This is a genomic window from Shewanella sedimentimangrovi, assembly GCF_017354965.1.
Taxonomy (GTDB): Bacteria; Pseudomonadota; Gammaproteobacteria; order Enterobacterales; family Shewanellaceae; genus Shewanella; species Shewanella cyperi.
Genome location: NZ_CP071502.1, coordinates 2,573,838 through 2,597,026, shown reverse-complemented (window position 1 = coordinate 2,597,026; position 23,189 = coordinate 2,573,838). Strand labels below are relative to the sequence as shown.

The window sequence follows — 23,189 nt, the reverse complement described above, 5'->3', positions numbered from 1 at the left end:
CTAATTTTTGAGCCATCCGGGCGCGGCTTGCATTGTTAATAAACCTTGATATCCAACACGCGCCCAATTCAACCGAGTTTGTTTTCTATGGAAAAGCGCCCCGGCAGGGATTCGAACCTGCAGCAATGGCTGGATTACCAGCTCTCCATTCATCCCACCGAAATTGAAATGGGCCTTGGCAGGGTGACCGCCGTGGCCAGGCGATTGGGCGTGGACAGCTTGCCGGACAGTCTGGTGATCACGGTCGCGGGCACCAATGGCAAGGGCAGCACCTGCGCCATGCTGGAATCTGTGCTCGCGGGGGCCGGCTACAGTGTCGGGGTATACAGCTCACCCCATATGCTGAAGTACAACGAGCGGGTGCGTATCGGGGGCAAAGACGCTGCCGATGCCGATCTGATAGCCGCCTTCGACGCCATAGAAACCGCCCGGGGTGAGATTTCCCTGACCTTTTTCGAATACGCCACCCTGGCGGGGCTGATGCTGTTTGCTGCCGCCAAGCCGGATGTGGTGATCCTCGAAGTGGGTTTGGGTGGGCGTTTGGATGCCACTAATCTGATTAATGCCGATGTGGCGGTGATCACCGCGGTGGATTTGGACCATCAGGCCTTCCTTGGCAACACCCGCGAGGCCGTTGGCCGTGAAAAAGCGGGCATATTCCGCGAGGACAAGGCCGCCGTGGTGGGGGAAGCTGATCTGCCCCATACAGTAATCGAAGTTGCCGCAGAAAAAGGCGCCAGGCTTTACCGTGTGGGTCAGGAGTTTTCCTATGGTGACGATGGCACGCTGTGGCACTTCCAGGGCCGGCAGCGCAGCCTGCAGAATTTACCCTTGCCCCAGTTGCCACTGCCCAATGCCGCAACCGTGATTGCGGTGCTTGAGCAATTGCCACTGAACATAAGTGATGAGCAGATTGCCAGGGGCATTGCGGCGGCGCGGCTCACAGGCAGGATGGAGCAGATTGCCAGTGCGCCTGACATTATCCTCGATGTGGCCCACAATCCCCATGCGGCCCGCTTCCTGGTCAAACAACTTGCCGCTTATGACGGCAAACGCATCCGCGCCCTGTGCGGCATGCTCAAGGACAAGGATATCGCCGGCGTGATGCAGATTATGACCCCCGTCATCAGTGACTGGTATCTGGTGAGCCTGGGTGGTGAGCGCGGGGCAAGCGCCGACACCTTGCGCGATTGTTTGCCGGCAAGTGCCAGTGTTCGCTGTTTTGCCGGGATGGACGAGGCCAGGGATGCCGTGCTTGCAGAAGCCGGCAAGGATGAGGTGGTAATTGTGTTTGGCTCCTTTTACACTGTGTCCGGGTTCAAGTCGTTGATGGGTGGTAACTAGGTTTGTCGAGTCAGTTTCATAACCGTTTGGTCGGTACCGTGGTGTTGGTGGCCCTGGGGGTTATCTTCCTGCCCGATATTCTTGATGGCAAAAAGGCGCGGGTGGAAGAGCAGTTCGCCGAGATCCCCCTGCGTCCGGAGGCCAGTGCCGAGCTGTTGCCCGCCAGTCAGTTTGAACCCGAGAGTCTGGCTGAGGATGACGATGCGGGTGCGCCGTCTGCGGCCGATGAATCGGTGACTGAAACCGCCACCGCCGAGCCAGAGCCAGAGCGCAAGCCTGCGGAGGCCGAGGTCAAGCAAACAGCGCAGGCTCAGCCTCAAACTCAGGCCAAGCCGGTACAGACCCAAAGCCAGCGCAGTGCCAAGCAGGCGGCCTGGACGGTGCAATTGGGCGCCTTCAGCAACGCCGCCAATGTGCAGGCCCTGGTGAAAAAACTGCGCAAGGCCGGCTTCAGCGCCTACACCCTGCCGGCAAGGCCCGTGGATGGTAAGTTGACCAAGGTGTATATCGGTCCAGATGTGTCCCAGGAGAAGCTCACTCGTTTGCTTACCGAGGTGGAAAAATTGACCCAGCTCAAGGGCAAGGTTGTAGCCTACGATCCACTGGAAAGCTGAGTGTTGCCACTTACGAACAATTTATTTGCCGTCGCGGGGGTGAGAATCTCCCGCTTCTCTGTTAGAATCGCGCCGTCCTGAAGCCTGTGCCGGAAAGCCCATTCCATGGTCTGGATTGACTACGCCATCATTTTTGTCATCGGATTGTCGACCTTAATCAGTCTGATCCGCGGTTTTGCCAAAGAAGCCATGTCTCTGGTGGTATGGTTTGCGGCCTTTTTCATTGCCAGCCAGTTTTATCTGGATCTCGCACAGCAACTGACCCAGATCGCCGACGAAATGCTGCGCAATGGCGTTGCCATTGCCATACTCTTTGTCACCACCCTCATCCTCGGCGCGCTCATCAATTATCTTCTTGGCCAATTGGTGGCCAAAACCGGATTATCGGGTACCGACAGGCTGCTTGGCCTGTGTTTCGGTGCCCTGCGCGGCGCTTTGATCGTCAGCGCCATGCTGTTTTTCCTGGATGCCTTTACCGGCGCGCCCAATACCCCATGGTGGAAGGCGTCGCGATTGGTCCCCGAGTTTGGGGTGGTCATCCAGTGGTTTTTCCATTACCTGGAAAATACCTCGAGCTTTGTACCCAAAATATAAAAAATACAATCACATCTTAAATACGAGGAAACTCTCACATGTGTGGTATCGTCGGAATTGTTGGCCATTCATCGGTTAACCAAACCATCTATGATGCCTTGACCGTGCTTCAGCACAGAGGTCAAGACGCGGCCGGCATAGTCACTGTTGATGGTGGCGCTTTCAGATTACGCAAGGCCAACGGCTTGGTGCGTGATGTGTTCGAGCCCAAGCATATGCAACGTCTCCAGGGTAACGCCGGCATCGGCCATGTGCGTTACCCCACCGCCGGCAGCTCCAGTGCCTCCGAAGCTCAGCCCTTCTACGTCAATTCGCCCTACGGTATTTCTCTGGCCCATAACGGCAACCTGACCAATACCCTGGAGTTGGCCGAGCGTCTGAAGCAGCAACGCCGTCACGTGAACACCACCTCGGATTCCGAAGTGTTGTTGAACCTGCTGGCCGATGAACTGCAGCAGGTGCAAACGGCTCATTTGTCGAGTGAACAGGTGTTTGATGCTGTGACCAAGGTGCATGCCCAGACCCGTGGTGCCTATGCCGTGGTGGCCATGATAGTGGGCGAAGGCCTGGTGGCGTTCCGCGACCCCTATGGTATTCGTCCTCTGGTGCTCGGCAAGCACGAAACTGCCAATGGTACCGAGTACATGGTGGCTTCCGAAAGTGTTGCCCTGGACGCGGTCGGCTTTGAGGTGATGCGCGATGTGGCCCCCGGTGAGGCCGTGTACATCACCCTCGATGGTCAGTTGTTTACTCGCCAATGCGCCGCGACGCCGAGCTACTCACCCTGTATCTTCGAATTCGTGTATTTTGCCCGTCCGGACTCCACCATAGACAAGGTGTCTGTGTATGCCAGCCGGGTCAACATGGGCGCCAAGCTGGGTGAGAAGATCAAGAAAGAATGGTATGACCATGACATTGACGTGGTGATCCCTATTCCCGAAACTTCCTGTGATATCGCGCTGGAAATTGCCCGTTGCATGGACCTGCCGTATCGTCAGGGTTTCGTGAAGAACCGCTATATTGGCCGGACCTTTATCATGCCCGGTCAGCAGGAGCGCAAGAAGTCGGTGCGCCGCAAGCTCAATGCCATCAACGCCGAATTCAAGGGCAAGAATGTGCTGCTGGTGGATGACTCCATAGTGCGCGGTACCACCTCAGAGCAGATCATCGAAATGGCCCGTGAAGCCGGCGCCAAGAAGGTGTACTTTGCCTCTGCGGCCCCGGAAATCCGCTTCCCGAACGTGTACGGTATCGACATGCCCACTTCCAACGAGCTGATAGCTCATGGTCGTGATGCCGATGAGATTGCCAAGCTTATTGGTGCCGATGGCATCATATTCCAGAATCTGACCGATCTGGTGGAAGCCGTACGTATGGAGAATCCGGAGATCAAGCGCTTTGAGACCTCGGTATTCGATGGTCACTACATCACCAACGATGTGGATCAGGCCTACCTGGATCACCTGACCCAGCTGCGCAACGATGACGCCAAGGCCAATCGCAACAAGGATATTGGCACCAACCTTGAGCTGCACAACGTCTGCCATCCTTGATAGATGTTGGCTTGAACAACGCCGGTCCCAGTGACCGGCGTTGTTGTTTTTGCGGTCGGATCCCTGGGGCCAACTTGCCTTGTCAGCGCAGCTGGTTTACATTTTACTGTAAATTCATCCAGTGCTTTAAACGCCATGATCCTCTATATTGCCGAGAAGCCCAGCCTGGGGCGGGCCATTGCCGATGTGTTGCCAAAGCCACACACCAAGGGCGACGGCTATATCCAGCTCGGTAACGGCGATTGCGTCACCTGGTGCATTGGCCACTTGCTTGAGCAGGCCGAGCCCGATGCCTACGATCCCGCCTTCAAATCCTGGCAGTTTGAACACTTGCCCATAGTGCCCCAGCGCTGGCAACTGGTGCCCAAAGCCAGTGCCAAGGGGCAGCTGGCGGTGGTCAAGCGCCTGCTGAAACAGGCAAGCACCATAGTGCATGCCGGCGATCCCGACCGGGAAGGGCAGTTGTTGGTGGACGAGGTGCTGTCCTTTGCCGGTGTCGATGCGGCGAGGCTCGCCAACACCCGCAGGCTGCTGATAAGCGATCTCAACCCCGAAGCGGTGAAACGGGCCCTGGCGCAGCAAAGATCCAACAAGGAATTTGTGCCGCTCGCCACTTCGGCCCTGGCCCGCAGCCGCGCCGACTGGCTCTATGGCATGAACATGACCCGGGCCTATACCCTGGCCGGGCGCAAGGTGGGCTATCAGGGGGTATTGTCCGTGGGCCGGGTGCAGACACCTCTGCTGGGACTGGTGGTGCGCCGCGATGCCGAGATAGCCAATTTCCAGCCCAGGGATTATTACGAGGTACTGGCCCATATCATCACTACCCGGGGTGAGCGCTTTTGTGCCAAGTGGCAACCGAGTGAAGCTTGTCAGCCCTACATGGATGAGGAAGGACGGGTCTTGTCCCAGCGCCTGGCGCAAAAGGTGGTGGACAGCATAGGCAATCAACCGGCGCAGTTGTTAACTTTGGAAACCAAACCCAAAAGACAGGCGCCGCCCTTACCCTACAGTTTGTCGGCACTGCAGATTGATTGTGGCAAGCGCTTTGGTATGAGTGCCAAGGAGGTGCTGGATACCGCCCAGGCCCTCTATGAAAAACACAAGCTTATCACCTATCCGCGCTCGGATAGTCGCCATCTGCCGAAGGCGCAGCTGGCACAGGTGCCGACCACCTTGGCTGCGATAACCCAGGGCGCCGCCGAGCTGACTGCGGGTATGGATGCGCCGGATCCCAAACGGGTGTCCAAGGCCTGGGACGATAGCAAGGTGGATGCCCACCATGCCATAGTGCCGACCGAGAAGGTTGCCAACCTGGCAAGCCTGGCGCTCAGGGAGCGGCAACTGTATCTGCAGATTGCCCGCCAGTACCTGGCACAGTTTTATCCCCACCATGAATATTATGAGACCGAGGTGCTGCTGCAAATCGCCGGTGGCCGCTTTGGCAGCAAGGCCAAACGGATAACCCGCCCCGGCTGGAAGCCGCTCTTCGGCCAGCAGCAGGAAGACGATGAGGGGCAGTCAAACCTGCCGGCCCTCAATGCCAATGAACCGCTGCACTGTGAGCGCGGTGAACTGCTCAGCAAGCAAACCCAGCCCCCCAAGCATTTTACCGATGCCACACTGCTGGCGGCCATGACGGGCATTGCCCGCTACGTACAGTCGGCCGACATCAAGAAAATCCTCAAAGAAACCGATGGTCTGGGCACAGAGGCGACCCGGGCGGGGATTATCGAACTGCTGTTCAAGCGGGGCTTTCTTGTGCGCCAGGGCAAGCAGATATTGGCCACCGACGCCGGCAAGGGGCTTATCGCCAGTCTGCCCGAGGTGGCCACCACGGCCGATATGACGGCGCTGTGGGAAAGCCGGCTCAACGGCATCAGCCACAGGGAACTGGCTTATCAGGCCTTTATGGCACCTTTGACCGAGCAGTTGCAGGGGCTGATCGCCGAGGCGGCCGCCAGTGTGCCGATGGCGCTAGCCGGCGTGAGCGCCAAACCCGCCTGGAAAAAGGGCCGGGGTGGACGCAAAGGCTATTCATCCAAAGGCAATTCTTCTAAAAGCTATTCTGGCAAAGGAACCACTGCGAAAGGTAATAGTGCCAAACCCAAGACAGGCGCTGCAGCAGGTAGCAGCACAAGGAGAAGTGCTGTCAAAGGGACGGGGGCAGGCAAAAGCCGTAGCAGTGCAATTGCCTGAGCTAAGTTATTTGGCTCGATATTGGTTGCTGATCGGATCGTAACGATAGCCGCAGCGGGCCAGACGCCTGTCCAGCTCGGCGCCATCCATATCCAGCTCGTACAGGAGTTCGGCCTTGTCCTTGCACTGCAGCCGCAATTTCTCATTGACTATGCCCAGCAAAATTTCCGGCGCCAGGGCTTGGGGATTGTGAATATCCATCTGCTTGGGTCTCCTTGTGAAAGGCTCTTTCACAGTATCGGTCAGCGTGCTGGCCCGGGCAAGCCACAGGCGAGGGCAGAAGGCCTGGCAGTGCGCAACAAGCAAAAAAAAAAAGAGCAAGCCAAAACGGGCTTGCTCTGAAAGCAATGATCAATTCACGGAACGGTTGGAACACTGCGATTGTGCCCCACGAGCCTTAACCGAGACTGAATCAGCTCGGTTTATCGGCAAGTCATGGGCTTTATCATCTGCTTACGCCATTGGCTCAGCGCAGCAGCTTGCCACGGTTAAGGGCGATTAGCCTGTCAAGCACCCGTTCGCCATCCATGCGGATGCCATTGTGCTCATATTCCGAGGTCAGCCAGTAGCGCAGTCCCTTGACCTTGGCCGCCGTGGCCAGGCTGTATTCCATCTCGACAAACATGTCTTCGCTGTAGATGGCCGCTGCGACGGGTACCTGGTTTTGCCCCAGTTGCTGTTCGTCATAGAGCGCCGGCCAGTCCTGCTTGGCTGCCAGCAGGTGTGCGGCATCGCGCAGGGGGCGAAGGCTGGCAAATTGCTCAAACATCCAGGGGTAAATCATTTCTCCGGTCAGCAATAAAGGCTTGTCGGCATCGTAGTGAAACTCGGGATAGTCGTTTCTTACCCTGTGGGCGGCCCAGTCGGACGCCTGGTCCTGACAATAGATGGCCTCGTGCAGCACGGCAAACAGCGGATTGCTGTTGTAATCCAGCATCTGACTGAATTGCACCGCGAAAAAGGGATTGAGCACAGTGCCCTGGGTGGTTTGCAACAGTGCCTGTTCCAGCAGGTAATACACGGCTTCGGGGCCGCCTTCCATACCCAATTGGATCCCGAGCAGCTGCAGCATTTCCACCGTCAGGGTTTCACCGCTGGCAAGCCTGGGCTTGTGCTGTGTTATATGGGCGGCAAGTTTGTCGAGCAGCGCCTGGGCATCGGGGAAGCGCTGGTGAAAGTTGCGGTTTTTTTGCAGTACCCGCTTATAGGTGGCGCGGTATACGGCTTCGGCATTGAGGCTCAGAGGCGGTATGCCGCCGGTGATATAGGCTTCTTTGAGTCCCTGTGGTGCAAAGCTTAAGTAGTTGAGCACACAGAAGCCGCCGAAACTTTGCCCTAATATGGTCCAGGGCGTGTCTGGGCTCAGTTTGCCCCGAACCCATTCTGCATCCCGAACTATGTTGTCGGCGCGAAAATGGCTCAGGTATTCGGCCTGTTCATTGGGACTCAGGCCGGCGAGGCTTTGGTAATTGATGGGCGACGACAACCCGGTACCACGCTGGTCGAGCAGCAGCACCCGGTATTCATCCAATGCCCTTTTGATCCAGCCTGAATCGCCCATGGGCCTTTGGGCCGCGAATCCCGGGCCGCCCTGGAAATACACCAGGAAGGGCAGTTCGGCATTTTCCTTACCGCAACGGACCAGTTCGCGCACGAAAAGGTCAATCTTGGCCCCATTGGGCTGACTGTGATCCACTGGGACCTGGAATTGGTGTTTGTGGGCAATAACGCCGGCGAGTTTTTGGGTGCTGTGCATTTCTGACTCCGAAAGACATGTGCGTCGAATTGTATACAAAAATACCGGCCTGTGGCAGCCATTAGCCTTTTTCAGCGCAAAATCGGTCGACGCGGACAGATCGCAGTTTGCAGGTTTTATCCGTTGCAGGCTGGCAATTTATCATTCGGCTGGCGTACTCTAGGGCCAGGTTTTCCAAGCAATAGTAGTTTTCAAAAGTGGTTATGAAGTATCTCATTATTCCTGTGACGCCCTTTCAGCAAAATTGCACCTTGCTCTGGTGTGAAAGCAGCCTCAAAGCTGCTGTGGTCGATCCCGGTGGTAATCCTGAGCGGATCCGCGCCGAAATATCCCGCCTTGGTCTGAGTCTGGAAATGGTGCTGCTGACCCACGGGCACCTGGACCATGTGGGCGCCGCGGTTGAAATGGCCGAAAGCTTTGGGGTAGAAATCCTCGGGCCCCACGAAGATGACAGTTTCTGGTTGCAGATGCTGCCGCAGCAGAGTCAACGTTTTGGTTTTCCCCCTTGTGCCGCGTTTGAGCCCAGTCGTTACCTGATTGAAGGGGATGTCATCAGCATAGGGGAAGAGCGCCTCGAAGTGTTGCATTGCCCGGGCCATACGCCGGGCCACCTGGTGTTTTTCCATCGCGCCGACATGCTGGCGCTGGTGGGGGATGTGCTGTTCAATGGCTCCATAGGTCGCACCGATTTTCCACGCTCCAACCATGAGCAGTTGCTGCACTCCATCAAAAACAAACTATGGCCGCTCGGCGACGTCAGCTTCATACCCGGTCATGGCCCCATGTCGACCTTTGCCAGAGAGCGCCTCAGCAACCCCTTCGTGGCTGATCCCCGATTTGGTTGATGTCGGGTTTGGTGTTTTATTTCACAAACTTTGCCCCAAGTCCGGTTTTTGCAGCCTGGATTGACGTATTTTTACCAAACTAAAATACAAAATCCGGGGTTAATCATGTGGAATCGTATGCCGGCGGCGATCGCTGCCGGGCTATTGGCGGCCGTTTGGGCCGCGTTTGCCGATCACTTCGGCCTGCTGACAGTGGCGGGCTTTCTCGGTTGCAGTGCCTTCTTCGCCCAAGGCCGGCTTGATGCCAAGGGCTGGTTATATTGCAATCTGACCTTAATATCGGGCCTGTTCTGGGCCTGGCTGATACTCAAGGGCGGTGGCGCTATGCCGACTCCCTGGCTCGGTTATCTGCTGACCGGTGTGGCTACCTCCGCCATGTGCCTGCAGGCTTGCCACAGGGCCCTGTCTTTTATTCCTGCCGCTTTTATCGGCTGCTGCGGCCTGTTTGTGGCCGGTGGCGAGCCTGTGGTGGCTTTGCTCCCCCTTATGTTGGGCGCGGCCTTGGGGCTGGCCATGGCCAAGCTGACCTCGGCCATAGAGCAACTGCTGCAATATCTGGGTATTGAAGGGCTTAAGGCATAGGACTTGGGAACATAGGTACGCTGTGTTCCGGTTGCGGCCAACTATACTTGGCAATGCAGCCGCGCAACGGTGAAGGAAGCATAAGATGAAACAAATCACCTTTCGTAAAATTGACGCTCTACTGATCAAGCTGAGCCTTAATGGCAAGTTCTGGGTCGTGTGCTCCATGGTGGCGGCCATCACGGCCGCTGTGGCGCTGGCCAATTACCGTCTTGAGCTGAAACTGATTGAAGATGGCAGCGCCCGGGCCGTGCAGGCTGCCCTGGATGCCAGATTGGCAGCCCTGGATTCGGTATCCGAAGATGCCAGACCGGCACTGATGACGGCGCTCGGGCTTGAACCCCAATCCAGAGCTGGGCGGCGCGGTGATACGGTCACGGCCACCGGGCAATGGCAGGGGCAAAGCCTGGGGTACAGCGCGCAGGTACGAAGTCGTGAGGCCGAGGCCCGCGGTGATGCCAGCTTGATGCTGTGGCTCGCTGCCCTGGGTTTGTTGCCCTTGTTTCAGCTCAGCTACTGGATTTCCACTTCCCTCGGTGGCGGCCTGTGGGACATGTACATGGCCATCAAGCGTCTGGCCGACGGTGATTTGACCCAAAGACTCAACTTTTTCGGTACCGATGATTTCAGTTTGATTGCCAGAGAAATCGATCGCTGCGCCGATAACATGAGTGATATGGTGGCCGCCATCGGCGGCAATGCCGAGACCCTGTCGAAGGCGGCCAGGGAGTTCAATCAGCAGGCCAAGGCCAGCGATGATCTTATCCGCAACCAACACCATTTTCTGGATTCGGTGACAGTGGCCATGTCTGAAATGGCCAATGCCATCGAAGAGGTTTCGGCCAATGCCAGTCTGACTTCAAGCCAAACCAAGTCTAATGCCGGCGCCGTTAACGCCAGTCAGCAGCGGATTGCGGCAACCGTGCAGGGCATAGCGACCCTGTCGGGCAAGATTGGCAGCGCGTCGGACTCGGTCAGTGCCCTGTCCCGTGAAGCGACCGAAATCAATGCGGTGGTGACCACAATCAACAGTATTTCCGAGCAGACCAATTTGCTGGCGCTGAATGCCGCCATTGAGGCGGCCCGCGCCGGCGAGCAGGGTCGGGGTTTTGCCGTGGTGGCTGACGAGGTGCGTACCCTGGCCGGGCGCACCCAGCAGGCAACGGTGGAAATTCAGGGCATGATAGAGAGTCTGCAATCCGGTACCCGGGGACTGGCGAACATTACCGGGGAGATAGTGACAGAGGCCGATACCCGCCGTGAGGCCATAGCCCTGGTGGGGGATGATGTGGCGCAAATGGCCGACTCGGTCAATCAGGTGTTTGACATGGCCAGTCAGATAGCCGCCTCGGCAGAGCAGCAAAGTGTGGCCTGCCGGGAGATAAGCCATCAGCTCAATGAGATCCGCAGTCAATCCGGGGTGATAAGCGACAACGCCCACAGGGCCCTGGCCCTGTCACAGGATCTCGACAAGGCGTCGGCCGGCCTGGATGACATACTGCACAGGTACCGTGTCTGATTAAGTGTTTGAATGAGTGTTTGAATAAATGTCTGAATTAAAAGGGGCGCTGTGAGCGCCCCTTTTTTAGCTGTGTCACGTTAGCCGTGTCAAGCCGGACTGAACTCGCTCCACACCGGGGCGTGATCCGAGGGCTTTTCCATGGCCCTCAACTCGTAGTCCACTCCTGAGGCCTTGAGCCTTTGGCTCAGGCTGGCTGTGGTCAGGATCACATCGATGCGCAGGCCGCGGTTGTCATCGAATCCCTTGCTGCGATAATCGAACCAGGAGTAAACCCCATCCTGCTCCGGGTGCAACAGACGGAAGCTGTCATCAAAGCCCCAGGATTTAAGCTTTGCCAGCCACTCGCGCTCTTCCGGCAGGAAGCTGCACTTGCCGGTCTTTAGCCAGCGTTTGGCATTCACTTCGCCTATGCCTATGTCGAGATCGATTGGTGAGATATTGATATCACCTATCACGGCAATGTCCTGATCCGGACTGAAGGATTCGCTGAGCAGGCGCTGCAGATCGGCGTAGAACTTGCGCTTGGCGGGGAACTTGGTTTCGTGGTCACGGCTTTCACCCTGGGGGAAATAGCCGTTGATCACTGTCAACAGTCGGCCATTGGCCTGGCGGAATTGGCCCATGATCAGCCGGCGCTGGGCATCCTCTTCATCCCAGGGGAAACCCTTGGACACGGATTCAGGCTCGTCTTTGGACAGCAGGGCAACGCCGTAATGGGCCTTGCCACCGTGGTAATGCACCTTGTAGCCCATGGCCAGCACGTCTTCCAGTGGGAAGGCCTCATCGTGTACCTTGGTTTCCTGCAGGCCTATGATATCCGGCTGCTGGGTGTCGATAAGCGCCTGCAACTGGTGCAGGCGAGAGCGCAGGCCATTGATATTGAAGGAAACAATCTTCATCAGGGCAGCACTCGCTTAAAGGGTTTGACTATCACGCTGGCGTAAACGCCGGCTGCAATGTAGGGATCGGCATCGGCCCAGGCCTTGGCCGCTTCCAGGGATTCAAATTCGGCAACCACCAGAGAGCCGGAGAAACCCGCTTCGCCGGGATTCTCGCTGTCGATGGCCGGATGTGGCCCCGCGGTCAACAGGCGACCTTCATCGGCCAGCTCCTGTAATCTGGCCAAATGGGCGGGACGGGCTGCCAGACGTTTTTCCAGGCTGTTTTCAACGTCCTGGGAAGAGATCATGTACCACATCATTTAAGTTCCTTCTGTTGCTCTTCGGGTAAATGCTTGTAGAGATAAAATACTGTGCCAAACAGGTTGATTAAGGTCAGGGCCGTGAGGCCAAACACCTTGAAATTCACCCAGACTTCCAGTGGCAGCTCAAAGGCCACATAGATATTGCCAAGGCCGCAGCTGACAAAGAATGCCACCCAGTACCAGCTGACCCTGGCCCAATATTTGTCTGCCACCCTCAGTTCCTGCCCCAGCAGTGACTTGAGCACCGGACGGCCCATCAGCTGGGTCACGACGAAGATAGCGGCAAACACGCCATAAATGATGGTGACCTTCCACTTGATAAAGGCATCATTGTGGAAAATCAGCGTCATGCTGCCGAACAGCAAGACCAGGGTGAAGGTGAACCAGAGCATCTTTTCGATTTTACGGTAGATAGCAAAGGTCGCGATCAATTGCAGCACACTGGCGGCGATGAGGGCGCCGGTGGCGGCATAGATATCGAAAAATTTATAGACGATGAAAAAGACCAGCAGCGGCAGAAAGTCCAGCAGTTGTTTCATGGAAATCCCAAACAAGACGGCAAAGCAGCGAGTGTAGCACGCCCGGGCAGGCCGTTAAACAGGCGCCCGGGCGGCTTGGCGGCCCATTATTCCGCCCGCCACTCGTGGGTGCTGACGCCGGTGGCAACCACACCGAAGCTTTTGATACTGCACAGGGTGGCGTTGTGGTGCGCGATTATGCTGGCGGCATCCAAATGGGGCTTGTTGGCTGTGGTATGGGCATCCGTTACCAGGGTCACGGGATAACCCAGGGCCAGGGCGCGGCGCACCGTGGTGTCAACGCAGAACTCGCTGGCATAGCCGCAGATCACCAGTTCGGTCACATCGAGCTCGTCCAGCAGAGATTTGAGCCCTGTGCCATTGAAGGAGTCCGGGGTGCTTTTGCCAACCCGAAAGTCATCGTCTTCGGCCACCAGCCCAGTGGCCAGCTGCCAGCCGTCGCTGTCACGGGCGATGGGCGTACCTTCCTGTTCATGCTGGATAAAGATCACCGGCATGCCGGAATCCCGCGCCTGCCGGCTGAGGCTGTTGATCCTGTCGATGACGGCGTGTGCCTCATGGGGGGGATTGCTGTTTTCAAACAGCAGCTTTTGTACATCGATAACCAATAATGCCTTGGTCAACAATGCCTCGGTCAATAATGCCTCGGTCATGGAACCGCTCCTTAGCTGACCCTGATTAGAACATGGGCCCGGGGTTAAGCTTCTTTTGTAGGGCAAGAGTCATAGAGAGTCAATCTTTTCAAACTGTTGGCCAGTTTCTGGGGCCAGATACAAAAAAGGGCTACCCGGTTTGTGGGTAGCCCTCAATCTCATCAGTCATTCTCTATATGCCTTGGAAGGCACAATAAGGGCTTGCTGGGAGCGCTTAAGTCGCGGCCTTCATGGCTTGGCTAAAGCCCTTGAGCTCGGCGATAAGGGCGGTTGGATTATCCCTGTGGGTCTCGATCAGCTTGACCACGGCGGAGCCCGATATGGCCCCGGCGGCGCCGGCGGCAATGGCGTCCCGGACCTGCTGTGGCTGGGCAATGCCAAAGCCCAGCAACGGCGGCGGGGCATCGAACTCCGCCAGGGTGCGGAGTATGGTCTCCACAGGTGTGCCGGCCTTGGTGTCCGTGCCCGTGACCCCGGCCCGGGACAGGAGATAGGTGTAGCCTTCACCCAGCTCTGCCACCTGCTTCAAGGTGTCGGCATCGGCATTGGGCGGGGCGATAAAAATCGGCGCTATGCCGTGGGCCTTGGCTGAGGCCACAAAGGGGGCCGATTCTTCCACCGGCACATCGGCTATCAGCACCGAATCCACACCGGCGGCCTTGGCCCGGGCGTAGAAATTATCTATGCCGTTGGCATACACCAGATTGGCGTACAGCAGCAGTCCTATGGGCAGCTCGGGGTATTTGGCACGAATTTCAGCAATCATGGCAAAACAGGTGTCCGGGGTGGTGCCCGACTGCAGTGCTCGCAGGTTAGCGCCCTGAATAACCGGGCCATCGGCCAGGGGATCGGAGAAGGGGAAGCCGAGCTCCAGGCAATCGGCGCCGCCCGCCACCAGGGCATCGACAATGGCCAGGCTGAGGTCTGGTGTCGGGTCACCCAGGGTCACGAAGGGCACAAAGGCGCCGCGACCTTCGGCCGCCAAGCGGGCAAAGCTGGTTTGATAACGGTTCATTGGGGCTCTCCCTCGCTGTTGTTTGCTTGGCTGGCGCTTGCCGACTCGCGGGCCTCCAGTATGTCTGACACTGTGAAAATGTCCTTGTCACCGCGACCGGACAGGTTGACCACCAATATCTTGTCTTCGGTGCATTCGCGGGCAAATTTCAGGGCATAGGCCAGGGCGTGGGCCGATTCCAGCGCCGGGATTATCCCTTCGCTGCGGGCCAGCAACTGGAAGGCATCGAGCGCCTCATCGTCGGTGGCCGACTCGTATCTGGCGCGGCCGGTGGCATTGAGATAGGCGTGTTGGGGGCCCACCGAGGGGAAGTCGAGGCCGGCGGAAATGGAGTAGGACTCCTCAATCTGACCGTGGCAGTCCTGCATCAAGGGCGCCTTCATGCCGAAGAAAATCCCCGTCTTGCCATGTTTGAGCGGTGCGCCGTGCATCGGCGTGTCTATGCCCTTACCGGCAGGTTCCACCCCGATAAGCTCCACCGAGGGCTCATCGATAAAGTCGGCGAACATGCCGATGGCATTGGAGCCACCGCCGACACAGGCAATGACGGCATCGGGCAGGCGACCTTCTTTTTCCAGCATCTGCGCCTTGGTTTCCTCGCCTATCATGCGCTGGAACTCTCGCACTATGGTGGGGAAGGGATGGGGACCGGCGGCGGTGCCAAGCAGGTAGTGGGCCCTGTCATAGCTGCCTGACCAGTCGCGCATGGCTTCGTTACAGGCATCCTTGAGGGTGGCTGAGCCCGAGGTGACCGGAATGACTTCCGCGCCCATCAGGCGCATCCGGAATACGTTTGGACTCTGACGGGCCACGTCCTTGGCACCCATGTAGACCTTACACTTGAGCCCGAGCAGGGCACAGGCCAGAGCGGTGGCGACACCGTGCTGACCGGCGCCGGTCTCGGCGATGATCTCCTTCTTGCCCATGCGTTTGGCCAGCAGCGCCTGGCCCAGCACCTGATTGGTCTTGTGGGCGCCGCCGTGGAGCAGATCCTCACGCTTGAGGTAAATTTTCACCCTGGGGTTGGGAGACAGGTTGCGGGTCAGGGTCAGTGCCGTGGGGCGGCCGGCATAGTTTTTCAGCAGATCGGTGAATTCGGCGGCGAAGGCCGGATCCTGCTGGGCCTCAACAAAGGCGCTTTCCAGCTGCTTGAGGGCCGGCACCAAAATTTGCGGCACGTACATGCCGCCGTATTCGCCGAAGTAGGGGTCGAGCTTCAAGTCACCCATGTGCTTGTCTCCGTTGATAATTAAACTTTCCAATCATATTCAAATTCTGTTGTTGCGCGCAGGGCTGTTGGCCGTTTGCTAATAGCGGCGCAGGGCGGCAAAGGCTGCGGCTATCAGGGCCGGATCTTTGACCCCGGGGGCGCTTTCCAGCCCTGAGTTGAAATCCAGTCCCCGGAAACCGGCCCCGGCGGCCTCGGCGGCGTTGGCGGGGTTCAGGCCGCCGGCCAACATGGCCTCATTGCGGCCCTGCAGGTCCAGTTGCCAGTCAAAACTGATGCCGGTGCCACCGAATTGCCCGGCGCTCTGGCTGTCGTACAGCAAGCGGTCTGCATTGCCGGGGATAGCGCTTGGTATGCTGCTGGCTATAGCCCCGGGCGGCTCATTGGTCACTGCCACCGCCTTCCAGATTTCAGTACCCTGGGGCAGCAAGGCTCGCAAGCTTGCAATATCAGCCTCGGACTCGTTGCCGTGCAACTGTACCGCGGCCAGCTTCAGTTCCCCTGCTATGGCGGCAATTTCCGCCGGCGCCGTATCGACAAAGACCCCGACCATGGCGAGCCGCTGCTGCGCCTTGGCGTTGGCGGCGCAAAGCGCCCTGGCCCTGGTTAAATCCACCGCCCGGGGGGATTTGGCGGCAAAAATCAATCCGCCATAGACGCCACCGGCCCTGGCCACAGTCTCAAGGTCGGCCTCCCGGCCAAGGCCGCACACCTTGTTGGCGCCGAAAATCAGCCTGCGACAGGCAAGATCCAAATCCTGCTCCGCCATCAGTGAACTGCCCACCAGGAAACCGTCCACCAGAGGTGCCAAACGGCGCACCTGTGCCTGGGTGTAGATCCCCGATTCGCTGATAATCAGCGTCCCTTCCGGGATGCGTGGCGCCAGCGCCTCAGTGGTGGCGAGATCGGTGGACAAGTCCCGCAAATTGCGATTGTTGATACCTATGATGGGGGCGCCCAAGGCAATAGCGCGCTCAAGTTCCTCATCATTGCTGACCTCGGTCAGGGTGTCGAGCCGATATTTGGCCGCCTCAACCGCCAGCTCCCGATATTGGGTGTCATCCAGCACGCTCAGCATCAGCAATATGGCATCGGCGCCCTGATGGGCAGCCAGCCTTACCTGATAGGTCGAGATAAAAAAGTCCTTGCACAGCACAGGTTGGCTGATGGTCGCCCGCACTCTGGGGATATAGTCCATATCACCCTGAAAATACTGCTCGTCGGTCAGCACAGACACGGCAGCGGCATAACGGTCATACACCTTTGCTATGGCTATCGGATCGAAGTCGGCGCGAATAAGCCCCTTGGAGGGGCTGGCCTTTTTACACTCCAGAATAAATCCGGCGCTTTCGCCCGAGAGCGCGTCTTTCAGGCTGCGATCGGATACCTTGGGTTGCAAAGAGGCTTCCGGAAAACGGGCCTTGAGCGCAGCTATATGGGCCTGCTTGCTGTCGATGATGCGGGTCAATACGTTGCTCATTGGGCTTTTCCCTCTTTTTTTGCTTCATCTTCCAGCCCAATAGTGACTGGTTCACAGGCCGCTGCCAGTGACAGGAGTTTGTCATAACCTTTGCCCGATGCCAGCACAGTTTTGGCGAGCTCAAATCCCTGTTTTGGGGATGCGGCGAGCCCCGCCAGGTAAATGCCACAACCGGCATTCACCGCCACCGCATTGGCGTGGGCGCTTTGGCCGCGGCCCTGCAATATGGCCTTGGTGATGGCGGCATTATGGGCCGGGTCGCCGCCTTCCAGATCTGTGACGGCAATGGGGGCGAGACCGAAATCCGCCGGACTCAGTTGATAGTCCTGCAGCTCACCGTTTTTCAGTTCACACACCAGGGTGTCGCCGTGGAGTGCCACCTCATCGAGGCCGGCACCGTGGACCACCATGGCTCTGGATACCCCCAGACCGCGCAGCGCCTCGGCTATGGGGCGGACCAAATCCGGGCTGTAAACACCGAGCAGCATATACTCGGGACGACTGGGATTAATCAGGGGCCCCAGCAGGTTGAACAGAGTGCGGGTTTTGAGCTTGGCACGCACCGGCACAGCGTGCCTGACGCCCCCATGGTAGTGGGGAGCGAACAGGAAACACAGGCCGAAGTTTTTAAGGCACTGGGCCGCAAGTGTCGGACTCATGGTGAGATCTATGCCGAACTGGCCCAGCAGATCCGACGAGCCTGACTTACTGGAGACACTGCGATTGCCGTGCTTGGCCACCTTGGCGCCGGCGGCCGCGGCCACAAAGGCGGCGGTGGTGGAAATGTTGATGGTATTGAAGCCATCGCCGCCGGTACCCACTATGTCGAGTATGCCACTGTCAAACTGCGGCCGGGGAAAGGGATTGGCGGCCTCACGCAGGGCCTCGGCGGCGCCGCAGATTTCTTCTATGGTTTCGCCCCTGACTTTGAGGGCGATAAGCAGGGCGCCTATGGTGACCTCGTCCAGCTCGCCGGCGATCAGGGCACCGAACAGGGTCTTGGCCTGGCTGCGATCCAATTGCTCGCCCCGATAGAGGCGCTCCAGCAAGGGGCCGACGTCGGCTGTGCTCTTTGCATTGGTCATAGGGCTTGCTCCCTTGTCTGGGTCACTTCCTGCTTCATTTTTTGTTTCGTATCTTGCATAAGATAATCCAGGCTCTGCACCAGCAGGGTGCTGCCCTGGGTGGTCAGGATTGACTCGGGATGGAATTGAAAACCCAGGGCCCTGTGCTGGGGGTGCAGCACGGCCATGGGCATGCCCTCGGTTTGGGCTATCACCTGCAGGCACTCAGGCACCCGGGTCGCCACCAGACTGTGGTAGCGGGCAACGGGCAGCGGGCTTGGCAGATTGGCGAAGATCCCCTGGCCATTGTGCTCTGTGGGGCTGGCCTTGCCGTGCACCACGCTCGGTGCCCGGGCCACCTTGCCGCCATAGTGTTCCACCAAAGCCTGGTGGCCCAGGCAGATCCCCAGTATCGGCCGCTTGCCGGCAATCAATTCAATCAGCGCCATCATGCAGCCCGCCTCGTGGGGAGCGCCGGGGCCTGGTGACAGCACCAGGGCCGAGGTTTCATCGGCGAGGATTTTTGCAGCGAGATCATTGGGGTCCACATCATTGCGGTAGATGAGCACCTGATAACCCAGGCTGCGGAATTGATCCACCAGGTTGTAGGTAAAGGAATCGAAGTTATCGAGCAAGTAAAGTTTCACAGGCCACCTCCCATCTTGATGGCGGCAATTACTGCCTGGGCTTTTTGACTGGTTTCTTCGGCCTCGGCCCTGGGATCTGAGTCATAGACCACCCCGGCGCCGGCCTGAATATGGGCCAGGCCGTCTTTGACAAAGGCCGAGCGAATAACAATACAGGTATCCATGTCGCCCAGACCGTTAAGGTAACCCACGGCGCCGCCGTAGCTGCCGCGCCTTTGCTGCTCCACCTCGCGGATAAGTTGCGAGGCCCGCACCTTGGGGGCGCCCGTGAGTGTGCCCATGTTCATGCAGGCCTGGTAGGCGTGCAGGGCATCGAGATCGTTTCGTAATGAGCCCGTGACCCGGCTCACCAGGTGCATCACATGGCTGTACCTGTCGACCTTGAGCAGCTCCGCCACCTTGCGGGTGCCGCTTTCACTGATGCGGGCTATGTCGTTGCGGGCCAAGTCCACCAACATCAAATGCTCGGACAGCTCCTTTTTGTCGAGGCGCAGTTCCAGTTCGATGCGGCTGTCGAGGTCGAAATCTATCTCGCCATTGGCTTTTTTACCGCGCTTGCGAGTCCCGGCGATGGGATAGATTTCCACCTGATTGTTATGGGCCTGGTACTTGAGGGCGCTCTCGGGGGAGGCGCCGAACAGGGTAAAGTCGGGACCCCGGAAGTAAAACATGTAGGGGCTGGGGTTGCTGCGCTTGAGCGCCCGGTAGGCACCAAGGGGATTGGGGCAGGGCAGGCTGAAGCTGCGGGAAGGCACCACCTGGAATATATCCCCGGCGATGATGTGTTGTTTAAGGGCATCTACCTTGGCCATAAAGGCCTCGTCGCTGACATCCACCCTGACCTCGGCCTGTACGGGTTTGAGTTCCGCCAGCTGCACAGGTTCGGCGCATTGTTGCAGTATGGCCTGACACCGGGTCTCAAGCTCTGCGGCAATGTCGGTATCCGCAGCCGTGTCACAGGCATATTGGGCGCTGATAAGCTCGGCCTTGCGACTTTGGTGATCCACCAAAATCAGGGTTTCGGCCAGGTAGAACAGGAAATCGGGACAGGTGTTGGCACTGGCCTCTACCTGGGGCAGCGGCTCCACCGCGTCGATAAGATCGTAGGCCAGCACGCCACCGAGAAACAGATCTTCAAAGGCGGGAGCTGCTGTACCGCAATCTATGCCGGACAGCAAGGTGCGAAGGGCATCCAGGGGGGAACCTGCCTTGAGGCGGCTGTCTTCATCCAATCCGGCGGCGGGCCTTGCCAAGGTCAGGTTCAGGCTTTGCCCCTGCAGCTTTGCATTACCGCCGAAATGGGCTTGCAGGCGGGGCAACAGCTGGGCGCCGTTATTGCTCAGGGCCTCGAAAGTAATGTCGTATCCGCGGGCTGTTATCCTCAGCGCTGCGGCCGTCATTATGATGCTCTTGAGATGATCTTTGCTGTCGATTTCCGCCGACTCCAGCAGCAGGGTGTCGGCACCATCGCCGGTGAGGCTGTGGTACAGGGTGAGCGGATCATCGCTGTAATCGAGCAGCCGGTGCTGCTTGACCAGTCTGGCGAGGGTTTTCCCTGGCACTGTCTGTTTCAGCACTGTCTGTTGCGACATTGTCTGTTTCTGCATTGCTTATCCCTTTGGCAGCCTCGGCTGCGATACTTGATGCCTGTCGCAGACCCAAATGAAAAAGGCCCGCAATTTGCGGGCCTTTTGTCGAATCCTGTTACTTTTCACACAAGCACAGAGAGTCACACCACCCGCGAGTTGGGGAAGTGCCACCACCAGTTAATCAGAAGCGCATTGCCCAAAAGGGCTGGAAAAATCCGGTTCATGTGAAATCGATACCTTACTTGTGTTGGCTTATAGAAAAACCCAGCACCGGATAATTGTCAATTGAATATTTGTCATGAACGGCGGGTTGGCAGGATAAACTGTGATATGACCAAGCTTTTGCAAGTAAATTCAAGTACAATGGCGCCATGATAACAGAATCCATTCTGGCAGATCTGCACTGCCACACCACAGCATCCGATGGCCAATTGGCGCCGGCCGATGTCGTTGCCCGAGCCCAGGCTATGGGCGTGCAAATGCTGGCCATCACAGATCATGACACTGTTGCCGGACTGGACGAGGCCCATGACTTCAATGCTGCCAGCGAGCGACCGCTGGTGCTGATAGATGGAGTGGAGATCTCTACCCGCTGGCACAGCTATGATATTCACATAGTGGCGTTGAATCTTGACCGGCAGGACTCGCGACTGCTGACCTTCCTGGAGCAGCAACGCATGTTGCGTGAGGTGCGGGCCCGTGAAATAGGCGAGCGTCTGGCCAAGGCCGGCATCGAGGGCTGTTACGACAGGGCAAGGGAGCTGGCCGGCAACGCCGCCATCAGCCGGGGCCACTACGCCAGGGTGCTGGTGGAAAAAGGCATAGCGCCGGATATGGCCTCGGTGTTCAAACGTTTTCTGGCCCGCAACAAGACGGGCTATGTGCCGAACAACTGGGGTGACATGTCCTCGGCCATCGCCGTTATTCACGCCGCCGGTGGGGTGGCCGTGCTGGCCCATCCCAGTGGTTACAAACTCTCGGCCAAGTGGCTTAAAAAGCTGGTGCGAGAGTTTAAAGAGGCCGGTGGTGATGCCATGGAAGTGGTGCTGGGTCAGCAGACCCTGGAAGACAGGGCCAATCTGGTTGCCCTCAGCCATCTCAATGGTCTGTTGGGGTCCATTGGCAGCGATTTTCATTTTCCCGGCAGTTTTGTGGAGCTGGGGAAAAATTTATTTCAGCCTCAAGGCGTTAACTGGATCTGGGGATCAGACCGGTGGAGAACAATATCATGAGTCAGTTTTTTTATGTGCACGAGGTTAACCCTCAGGTGCGCCTTATCAGCCAGGCGGTTGCGATTCTCAAAAGCGGCGGCGTTATCGTCTATCCCACGGACTCGGGCTACGCCCTGGGTTGTCTCTTGGGTGACAAGGATGCCATGACCCGCATAGTGCGCATTCGCCAAATGGAGAACGACCATCATTTCTCGCTGATGTGCCGCGACCTGTCGGAAATTGCTACTTATGCCAGGGTTGACAATCAGGCCTATCGCCTGGTTAAGCACTGCACTCCCGGGCCTTACACCTTCATCTTTAAGGCCACCAAGGAAGTGCCGCGCCGGCTGCAAAACGACAAGAAGAAAACCATAGGTATCCGGGTGCCGGACAATGTTATCGCCCGTGCCCTGCTTGATGCCCTGGATGAACCCCTGATGTCCACCAGTCTGGTGATGCCGGGAGAAGAGTTTGCCGAGTCCGATCCCGAGCATATCCGCGATCTGCTGGAGCATCAGGTGGATGCCATTCTCCACGGCGGTTATCTGGGGGAAAAACCCACCAGCATCATCGACATGTCGGAAGACTCGGTGGAGATTATCCGTGAAGGCGCTGGTGACCTGACGCCATTCCTTTAAAGGTGCTGAATACTCAGGTATAATCGCGCGTTTGGCGCAAGGCACGGGTAGACCAGTATCCAAGTGCGGTTTTGCGGGGAGAGAAAGAGTGCAGGGCGTGCAGCAAAGTTTGCCATTGGCCTTGGTACGCGGCGAACCCGTCAGGGAGTTGCCGGCGGATCTCTTTATTCCTCCGGAGGCGCTGGAGGTTTTTCTCGAGGCCTTTGAAGGCCCGCTGGATTTGCTGCTGTACCTGATCCGCAAGCAAAAGCTCGACGTGGTGGATTTGCCACTGACAGAAATCACCGCCCAATACCTGGAATACATCAATCTGTTGACCGAGGCCCGCATTGAGTTGGCGGCGGACTATCTGGTGATGGCGGCGACCCTGGCGGAGATAAAATCCCGTTTGTTGTTGCCCAAGATGGTGCAGGATGACGAGGAAGAAGAAGACCCCAGGGTGCGGCTGATCAAACAGCTTAAGGCCTATGAGGTGATCCGCGAGGCGGCCTTCTCCCTTGACGCCTTGCCAAGGCTGGAGCGGGATCTGCACCAGGCCAAGGCCCAGCCGGCACCGGGCATTAAGCCTGAGCTGATTGCGCCGGATGTGTCGCTGAAAGAATTGGCCTATGCGCTGGCATCTGTGATGCAGCGGATCCAGGCCAGCGAGCATCACCATGTGCGCAAGGAAGTGCTGTCGACCCGGGAGCGCATGAGTGAGATTCTGGCCAAACTCAATCACGAGACCTTTGTGCCTTTCGGTCAGCTGTTCAGCAATGAAGAGGGCCGGGCCGGGGTGGTGGTGAGTTTTCTGGCGCTGATGGAACTGGTCAAGGAGATGCTGGTGGAGCTGTACCAGGCGGAGCCCTTGTCCGGCATTTATGTGAAGGCGGCATGAGGTGGCGTGCATGATGCGGTGTGAGGCAGCGTAAA

At 57.9% G+C, this 23,189-nt stretch carries 23 protein-coding genes; 11 read left to right on the top strand and 12 right to left on the bottom strand.

Annotated features, from left to right (window positions below; translation table 11 throughout):
- Window positions 1–87 precede the first annotated feature (87 nt).
- The 5 genes from folC to JYB85_RS11275 all read left to right on the top strand — a co-directional run bounded on the left by folC (window position 88) and on the right by JYB85_RS11275 (window position 6,304).
- Entirely contained in the window at window positions 88–1,344 is a 1,257-nt protein-coding gene (gene folC / locus JYB85_RS11295; RefSeq protein ID WP_207379383.1) for a bifunctional tetrahydrofolate synthase/dihydrofolate synthase, read from the top strand.
- A 2-nt stretch (window positions 1,345–1,346) separates the two neighbouring features.
- Window positions 1,347–1,958, top strand: coding sequence for an SPOR domain-containing protein (locus JYB85_RS11290; RefSeq protein ID WP_207379382.1), 612 nt, complete (start codon window positions 1,347–1,349; stop codon window positions 1,956–1,958).
- A gap of 105 nt (window positions 1,959–2,063) precedes the next feature.
- Complete coding sequence (locus tag JYB85_RS11285; RefSeq protein ID WP_207379381.1) at window positions 2,064–2,552, top strand: CvpA family protein; 489 nt, start codon at window positions 2,064–2,066, stop codon at window positions 2,550–2,552.
- A gap of 38 nt (window positions 2,553–2,590) precedes the next feature.
- Window positions 2,591–4,105, top strand: a complete 1,515-nt coding sequence (gene purF / locus JYB85_RS11280; RefSeq protein ID WP_207379380.1) for an amidophosphoribosyltransferase — start codon at window positions 2,591–2,593, stop codon at window positions 4,103–4,105.
- Between the two features lie 135 nt (window positions 4,106–4,240).
- Window positions 4,241–6,304, top strand: coding sequence for a DNA topoisomerase III (locus JYB85_RS11275; RefSeq protein WP_207379379.1), 2,064 nt, complete (start codon window positions 4,241–4,243; stop codon window positions 6,302–6,304).
- A gap of 6 nt (window positions 6,305–6,310) precedes the next feature.
- Here JYB85_RS11275 and JYB85_RS11270 read toward each other — a convergent pair whose 3' ends face one another.
- A complete protein-coding gene (locus JYB85_RS11270; RefSeq protein ID WP_207379378.1) occupies window positions 6,311–6,505 on the bottom strand; it encodes a DUF4250 domain-containing protein in 195 nt (64 codons plus the stop codon).
- Window positions 6,506–6,770: 265 nt separating this feature from the next.
- Complete coding sequence (locus JYB85_RS11265; RefSeq protein WP_207379377.1) at window positions 6,771–8,060, bottom strand: alpha/beta fold hydrolase; 1,290 nt, start codon at window positions 8,058–8,060, stop codon at window positions 6,771–6,773.
- 203 nt (window positions 8,061–8,263) lie between these two features.
- Here JYB85_RS11265 and JYB85_RS11260 point away from each other — a divergent pair, with 203 nt between their 5' ends.
- The 3 genes from JYB85_RS11260 (at window position 8,264) to JYB85_RS11250 (ending at window position 11,006) form a co-directional block, all read left to right on the top strand.
- The gene (locus tag JYB85_RS11260) at window positions 8,264–8,905 is read left to right on the top strand and encodes an MBL fold metallo-hydrolase (protein ID WP_207379376.1); all 642 of its coding nucleotides are present in this window, start codon (window positions 8,264–8,266) and stop codon (window positions 8,903–8,905) included.
- A 105-nt stretch (window positions 8,906–9,010) separates the two neighbouring features.
- Window positions 9,011–9,487 carry a DUF1097 domain-containing protein gene (locus JYB85_RS11255; RefSeq protein WP_207320118.1) on the top strand — a complete coding sequence of 159 codons (477 nt, stop codon included), beginning with the start codon at window positions 9,011–9,013 and terminating at the stop codon, window positions 9,485–9,487.
- Window positions 9,488–9,572: 85 nt separating this feature from the next.
- The gene (locus JYB85_RS11250) at window positions 9,573–11,006 is read left to right on the top strand and encodes a methyl-accepting chemotaxis protein (protein WP_207379375.1); all 1,434 of its coding nucleotides are present in this window, start codon (window positions 9,573–9,575) and stop codon (window positions 11,004–11,006) included.
- Window positions 11,007–11,095: 89 nt separating this feature from the next.
- On the opposite strand, the gene xthA is transcribed toward JYB85_RS11250, so the two are convergent.
- The 10 genes from xthA to JYB85_RS11200 all read right to left on the bottom strand — a co-directional run bounded on the left by xthA (window position 11,096) and on the right by JYB85_RS11200 (window position 20,446).
- Window positions 11,096–11,908, bottom strand: a complete 813-nt coding sequence (gene xthA / locus JYB85_RS11245) for an exodeoxyribonuclease III (RefSeq protein WP_207379374.1) — start codon at window positions 11,906–11,908, stop codon at window positions 11,096–11,098.
- Window positions 11,908–12,207, bottom strand: coding sequence for a YciI family protein (locus JYB85_RS11240; RefSeq protein WP_207323194.1), 300 nt, complete (start codon window positions 12,205–12,207; stop codon window positions 11,908–11,910). The genes xthA and JYB85_RS11240 overlap by 1 nt, the downstream gene beginning before the upstream one ends.
- Window positions 12,207–12,752, bottom strand: coding sequence for a septation protein A (locus JYB85_RS11235; RefSeq protein ID WP_207379373.1), 546 nt, complete (start codon window positions 12,750–12,752; stop codon window positions 12,207–12,209). The genes JYB85_RS11240 and JYB85_RS11235 overlap by 1 nt, the downstream gene beginning before the upstream one ends.
- A gap of 86 nt (window positions 12,753–12,838) precedes the next feature.
- Window positions 12,839–13,405: a cysteine hydrolase family protein gene (locus tag JYB85_RS11230; protein ID WP_228730090.1), complete on the bottom strand. Its 567-nt coding sequence runs from the start codon at window positions 13,403–13,405 to the stop codon at window positions 12,839–12,841.
- 214 nt (window positions 13,406–13,619) lie between these two features.
- A complete protein-coding gene (trpA, locus tag JYB85_RS11225; protein ID WP_207379372.1) occupies window positions 13,620–14,420 on the bottom strand; it encodes a tryptophan synthase subunit alpha in 801 nt (266 codons plus the stop codon).
- The gene (trpB, locus tag JYB85_RS11220) at window positions 14,417–15,649 is read right to left on the bottom strand and encodes a tryptophan synthase subunit beta (protein WP_207379371.1); all 1,233 of its coding nucleotides are present in this window, start codon (window positions 15,647–15,649) and stop codon (window positions 14,417–14,419) included. Before trpB ends, trpA begins: the two co-directional genes overlap by 4 nt.
- A 78-nt stretch (window positions 15,650–15,727) precedes the next feature.
- The gene (gene trpCF, locus JYB85_RS11215) at window positions 15,728–17,128 is read right to left on the bottom strand and encodes a bifunctional indole-3-glycerol-phosphate synthase TrpC/phosphoribosylanthranilate isomerase TrpF (protein WP_207379370.1); all 1,401 of its coding nucleotides are present in this window, start codon (window positions 17,126–17,128) and stop codon (window positions 15,728–15,730) included.
- A complete protein-coding gene (trpD, locus tag JYB85_RS11210; RefSeq protein ID WP_207379369.1) occupies window positions 17,125–18,213 on the bottom strand; it encodes an anthranilate phosphoribosyltransferase in 1,089 nt (362 codons plus the stop codon). Before trpD ends, trpCF begins: the two co-directional genes overlap by 4 nt.
- Window positions 18,210–18,839: an aminodeoxychorismate/anthranilate synthase component II gene (locus tag JYB85_RS11205; protein ID WP_207324149.1), complete on the bottom strand. Its 630-nt coding sequence runs from the start codon at window positions 18,837–18,839 to the stop codon at window positions 18,210–18,212. The genes trpD and JYB85_RS11205 overlap by 4 nt, the downstream gene beginning before the upstream one ends.
- Window positions 18,836–20,446 (bottom strand): anthranilate synthase component 1, encoded by a 1,611-nt coding sequence (locus tag JYB85_RS11200; RefSeq protein ID WP_228730089.1) that lies wholly within the window; start codon window positions 20,444–20,446, stop codon window positions 18,836–18,838. The genes JYB85_RS11205 and JYB85_RS11200 overlap by 4 nt, the downstream gene beginning before the upstream one ends.
- A 353-nt stretch (window positions 20,447–20,799) precedes the next feature.
- On the opposite strand from JYB85_RS11200, the gene rnm reads away from it, so the two are divergent.
- The 3 genes from rnm to JYB85_RS11185 all read left to right on the top strand — a co-directional run bounded on the left by rnm (window position 20,800) and on the right by JYB85_RS11185 (window position 23,154).
- Complete coding sequence (gene rnm / locus JYB85_RS11195) at window positions 20,800–21,660, top strand: RNase RNM (protein ID WP_207379368.1); 861 nt, start codon at window positions 20,800–20,802, stop codon at window positions 21,658–21,660.
- Complete coding sequence (locus JYB85_RS11190; protein WP_207379367.1) at window positions 21,657–22,277, top strand: L-threonylcarbamoyladenylate synthase; 621 nt, start codon at window positions 21,657–21,659, stop codon at window positions 22,275–22,277. The genes rnm and JYB85_RS11190 overlap by 4 nt, the downstream gene beginning before the upstream one ends.
- An 88-nt stretch (window positions 22,278–22,365) precedes the next feature.
- The gene (locus JYB85_RS11185; RefSeq protein WP_207379366.1) at window positions 22,366–23,154 is read left to right on the top strand and encodes a segregation and condensation protein A; all 789 of its coding nucleotides are present in this window, start codon (window positions 22,366–22,368) and stop codon (window positions 23,152–23,154) included.
- Window positions 23,155–23,189 lie beyond the last annotated feature (35 nt).

What these genes read in the sequence shown, in the direction of transcription:
- folC (WP_207379383.1), top strand. Translation starts at nt 88, where the DNA reads ATGGAAAAGCGCCCCGGCAGGGATTCGAACCTGCAGCAATGGCTGGAT.
- JYB85_RS11285 (WP_207379381.1), top strand. Translation starts at nt 2,064, where the DNA reads ATGGTCTGGATTGACTACGCCATCATTTTTGTCATCGGATTGTCGACC.
- purF (WP_207379380.1), top strand. Translation starts at nt 2,591, where the DNA reads ATGTGTGGTATCGTCGGAATTGTTGGCCATTCATCGGTTAACCAAACC.
- JYB85_RS11275 (WP_207379379.1), top strand. Translation starts at nt 4,241, where the DNA reads ATGATCCTCTATATTGCCGAGAAGCCCAGCCTGGGGCGGGCCATTGCC.
- JYB85_RS11270 (WP_207379378.1), bottom strand. Translation starts at nt 6,505, where the DNA reads ATGGATATTCACAATCCCCAAGCCCTGGCGCCGGAAATTTTGCTGGGC.
- JYB85_RS11265 (WP_207379377.1), bottom strand. Translation starts at nt 8,060, where the DNA reads ATGCACAGCACCCAAAAACTCGCCGGCGTTATTGCCCACAAACACCAA.
- JYB85_RS11260 (WP_207379376.1), top strand. Translation starts at nt 8,264, where the DNA reads ATGAAGTATCTCATTATTCCTGTGACGCCCTTTCAGCAAAATTGCACC.
- JYB85_RS11255 (WP_207320118.1), top strand. Translation starts at nt 9,011, where the DNA reads ATGTGGAATCGTATGCCGGCGGCGATCGCTGCCGGGCTATTGGCGGCC.
- JYB85_RS11250 (WP_207379375.1), top strand. Translation starts at nt 9,573, where the DNA reads ATGAAACAAATCACCTTTCGTAAAATTGACGCTCTACTGATCAAGCTG.
- xthA (WP_207379374.1), bottom strand. Translation starts at nt 11,908, where the DNA reads ATGAAGATTGTTTCCTTCAATATCAATGGCCTGCGCTCTCGCCTGCAC.
- JYB85_RS11240 (WP_207323194.1), bottom strand. Translation starts at nt 12,207, where the DNA reads ATGTGGTACATGATCTCTTCCCAGGACGTTGAAAACAGCCTGGAAAAA.
- JYB85_RS11235 (WP_207379373.1), bottom strand. Translation starts at nt 12,752, where the DNA reads ATGAAACAACTGCTGGACTTTCTGCCGCTGCTGGTCTTTTTCATCGTC.
- JYB85_RS11230 (WP_228730090.1), bottom strand. Translation starts at nt 13,405, where the DNA reads ATGACCGAGGCATTATTGACCGAGGCATTGTTGACCAAGGCATTATTG.
- trpA (WP_207379372.1), bottom strand. Translation starts at nt 14,420, where the DNA reads ATGAACCGTTATCAAACCAGCTTTGCCCGCTTGGCGGCCGAAGGTCGC.
- trpB (WP_207379371.1), bottom strand. Translation starts at nt 15,649, where the DNA reads ATGGGTGACTTGAAGCTCGACCCCTACTTCGGCGAATACGGCGGCATG.
- trpCF (WP_207379370.1), bottom strand. Translation starts at nt 17,128, where the DNA reads ATGAGCAACGTATTGACCCGCATCATCGACAGCAAGCAGGCCCATATA.
- trpD (WP_207379369.1), bottom strand. Translation starts at nt 18,213, where the DNA reads ATGACCAATGCAAAGAGCACAGCCGACGTCGGCCCCTTGCTGGAGCGC.
- JYB85_RS11200 (WP_228730089.1), bottom strand. Translation starts at nt 20,446, where the DNA reads ATGCAGAAACAGACAATGTCGCAACAGACAGTGCTGAAACAGACAGTG.
- rnm (WP_207379368.1), top strand. Translation starts at nt 20,800, where the DNA reads ATGATAACAGAATCCATTCTGGCAGATCTGCACTGCCACACCACAGCA.
- JYB85_RS11190 (WP_207379367.1), top strand. Translation starts at nt 21,657, where the DNA reads ATGAGTCAGTTTTTTTATGTGCACGAGGTTAACCCTCAGGTGCGCCTT.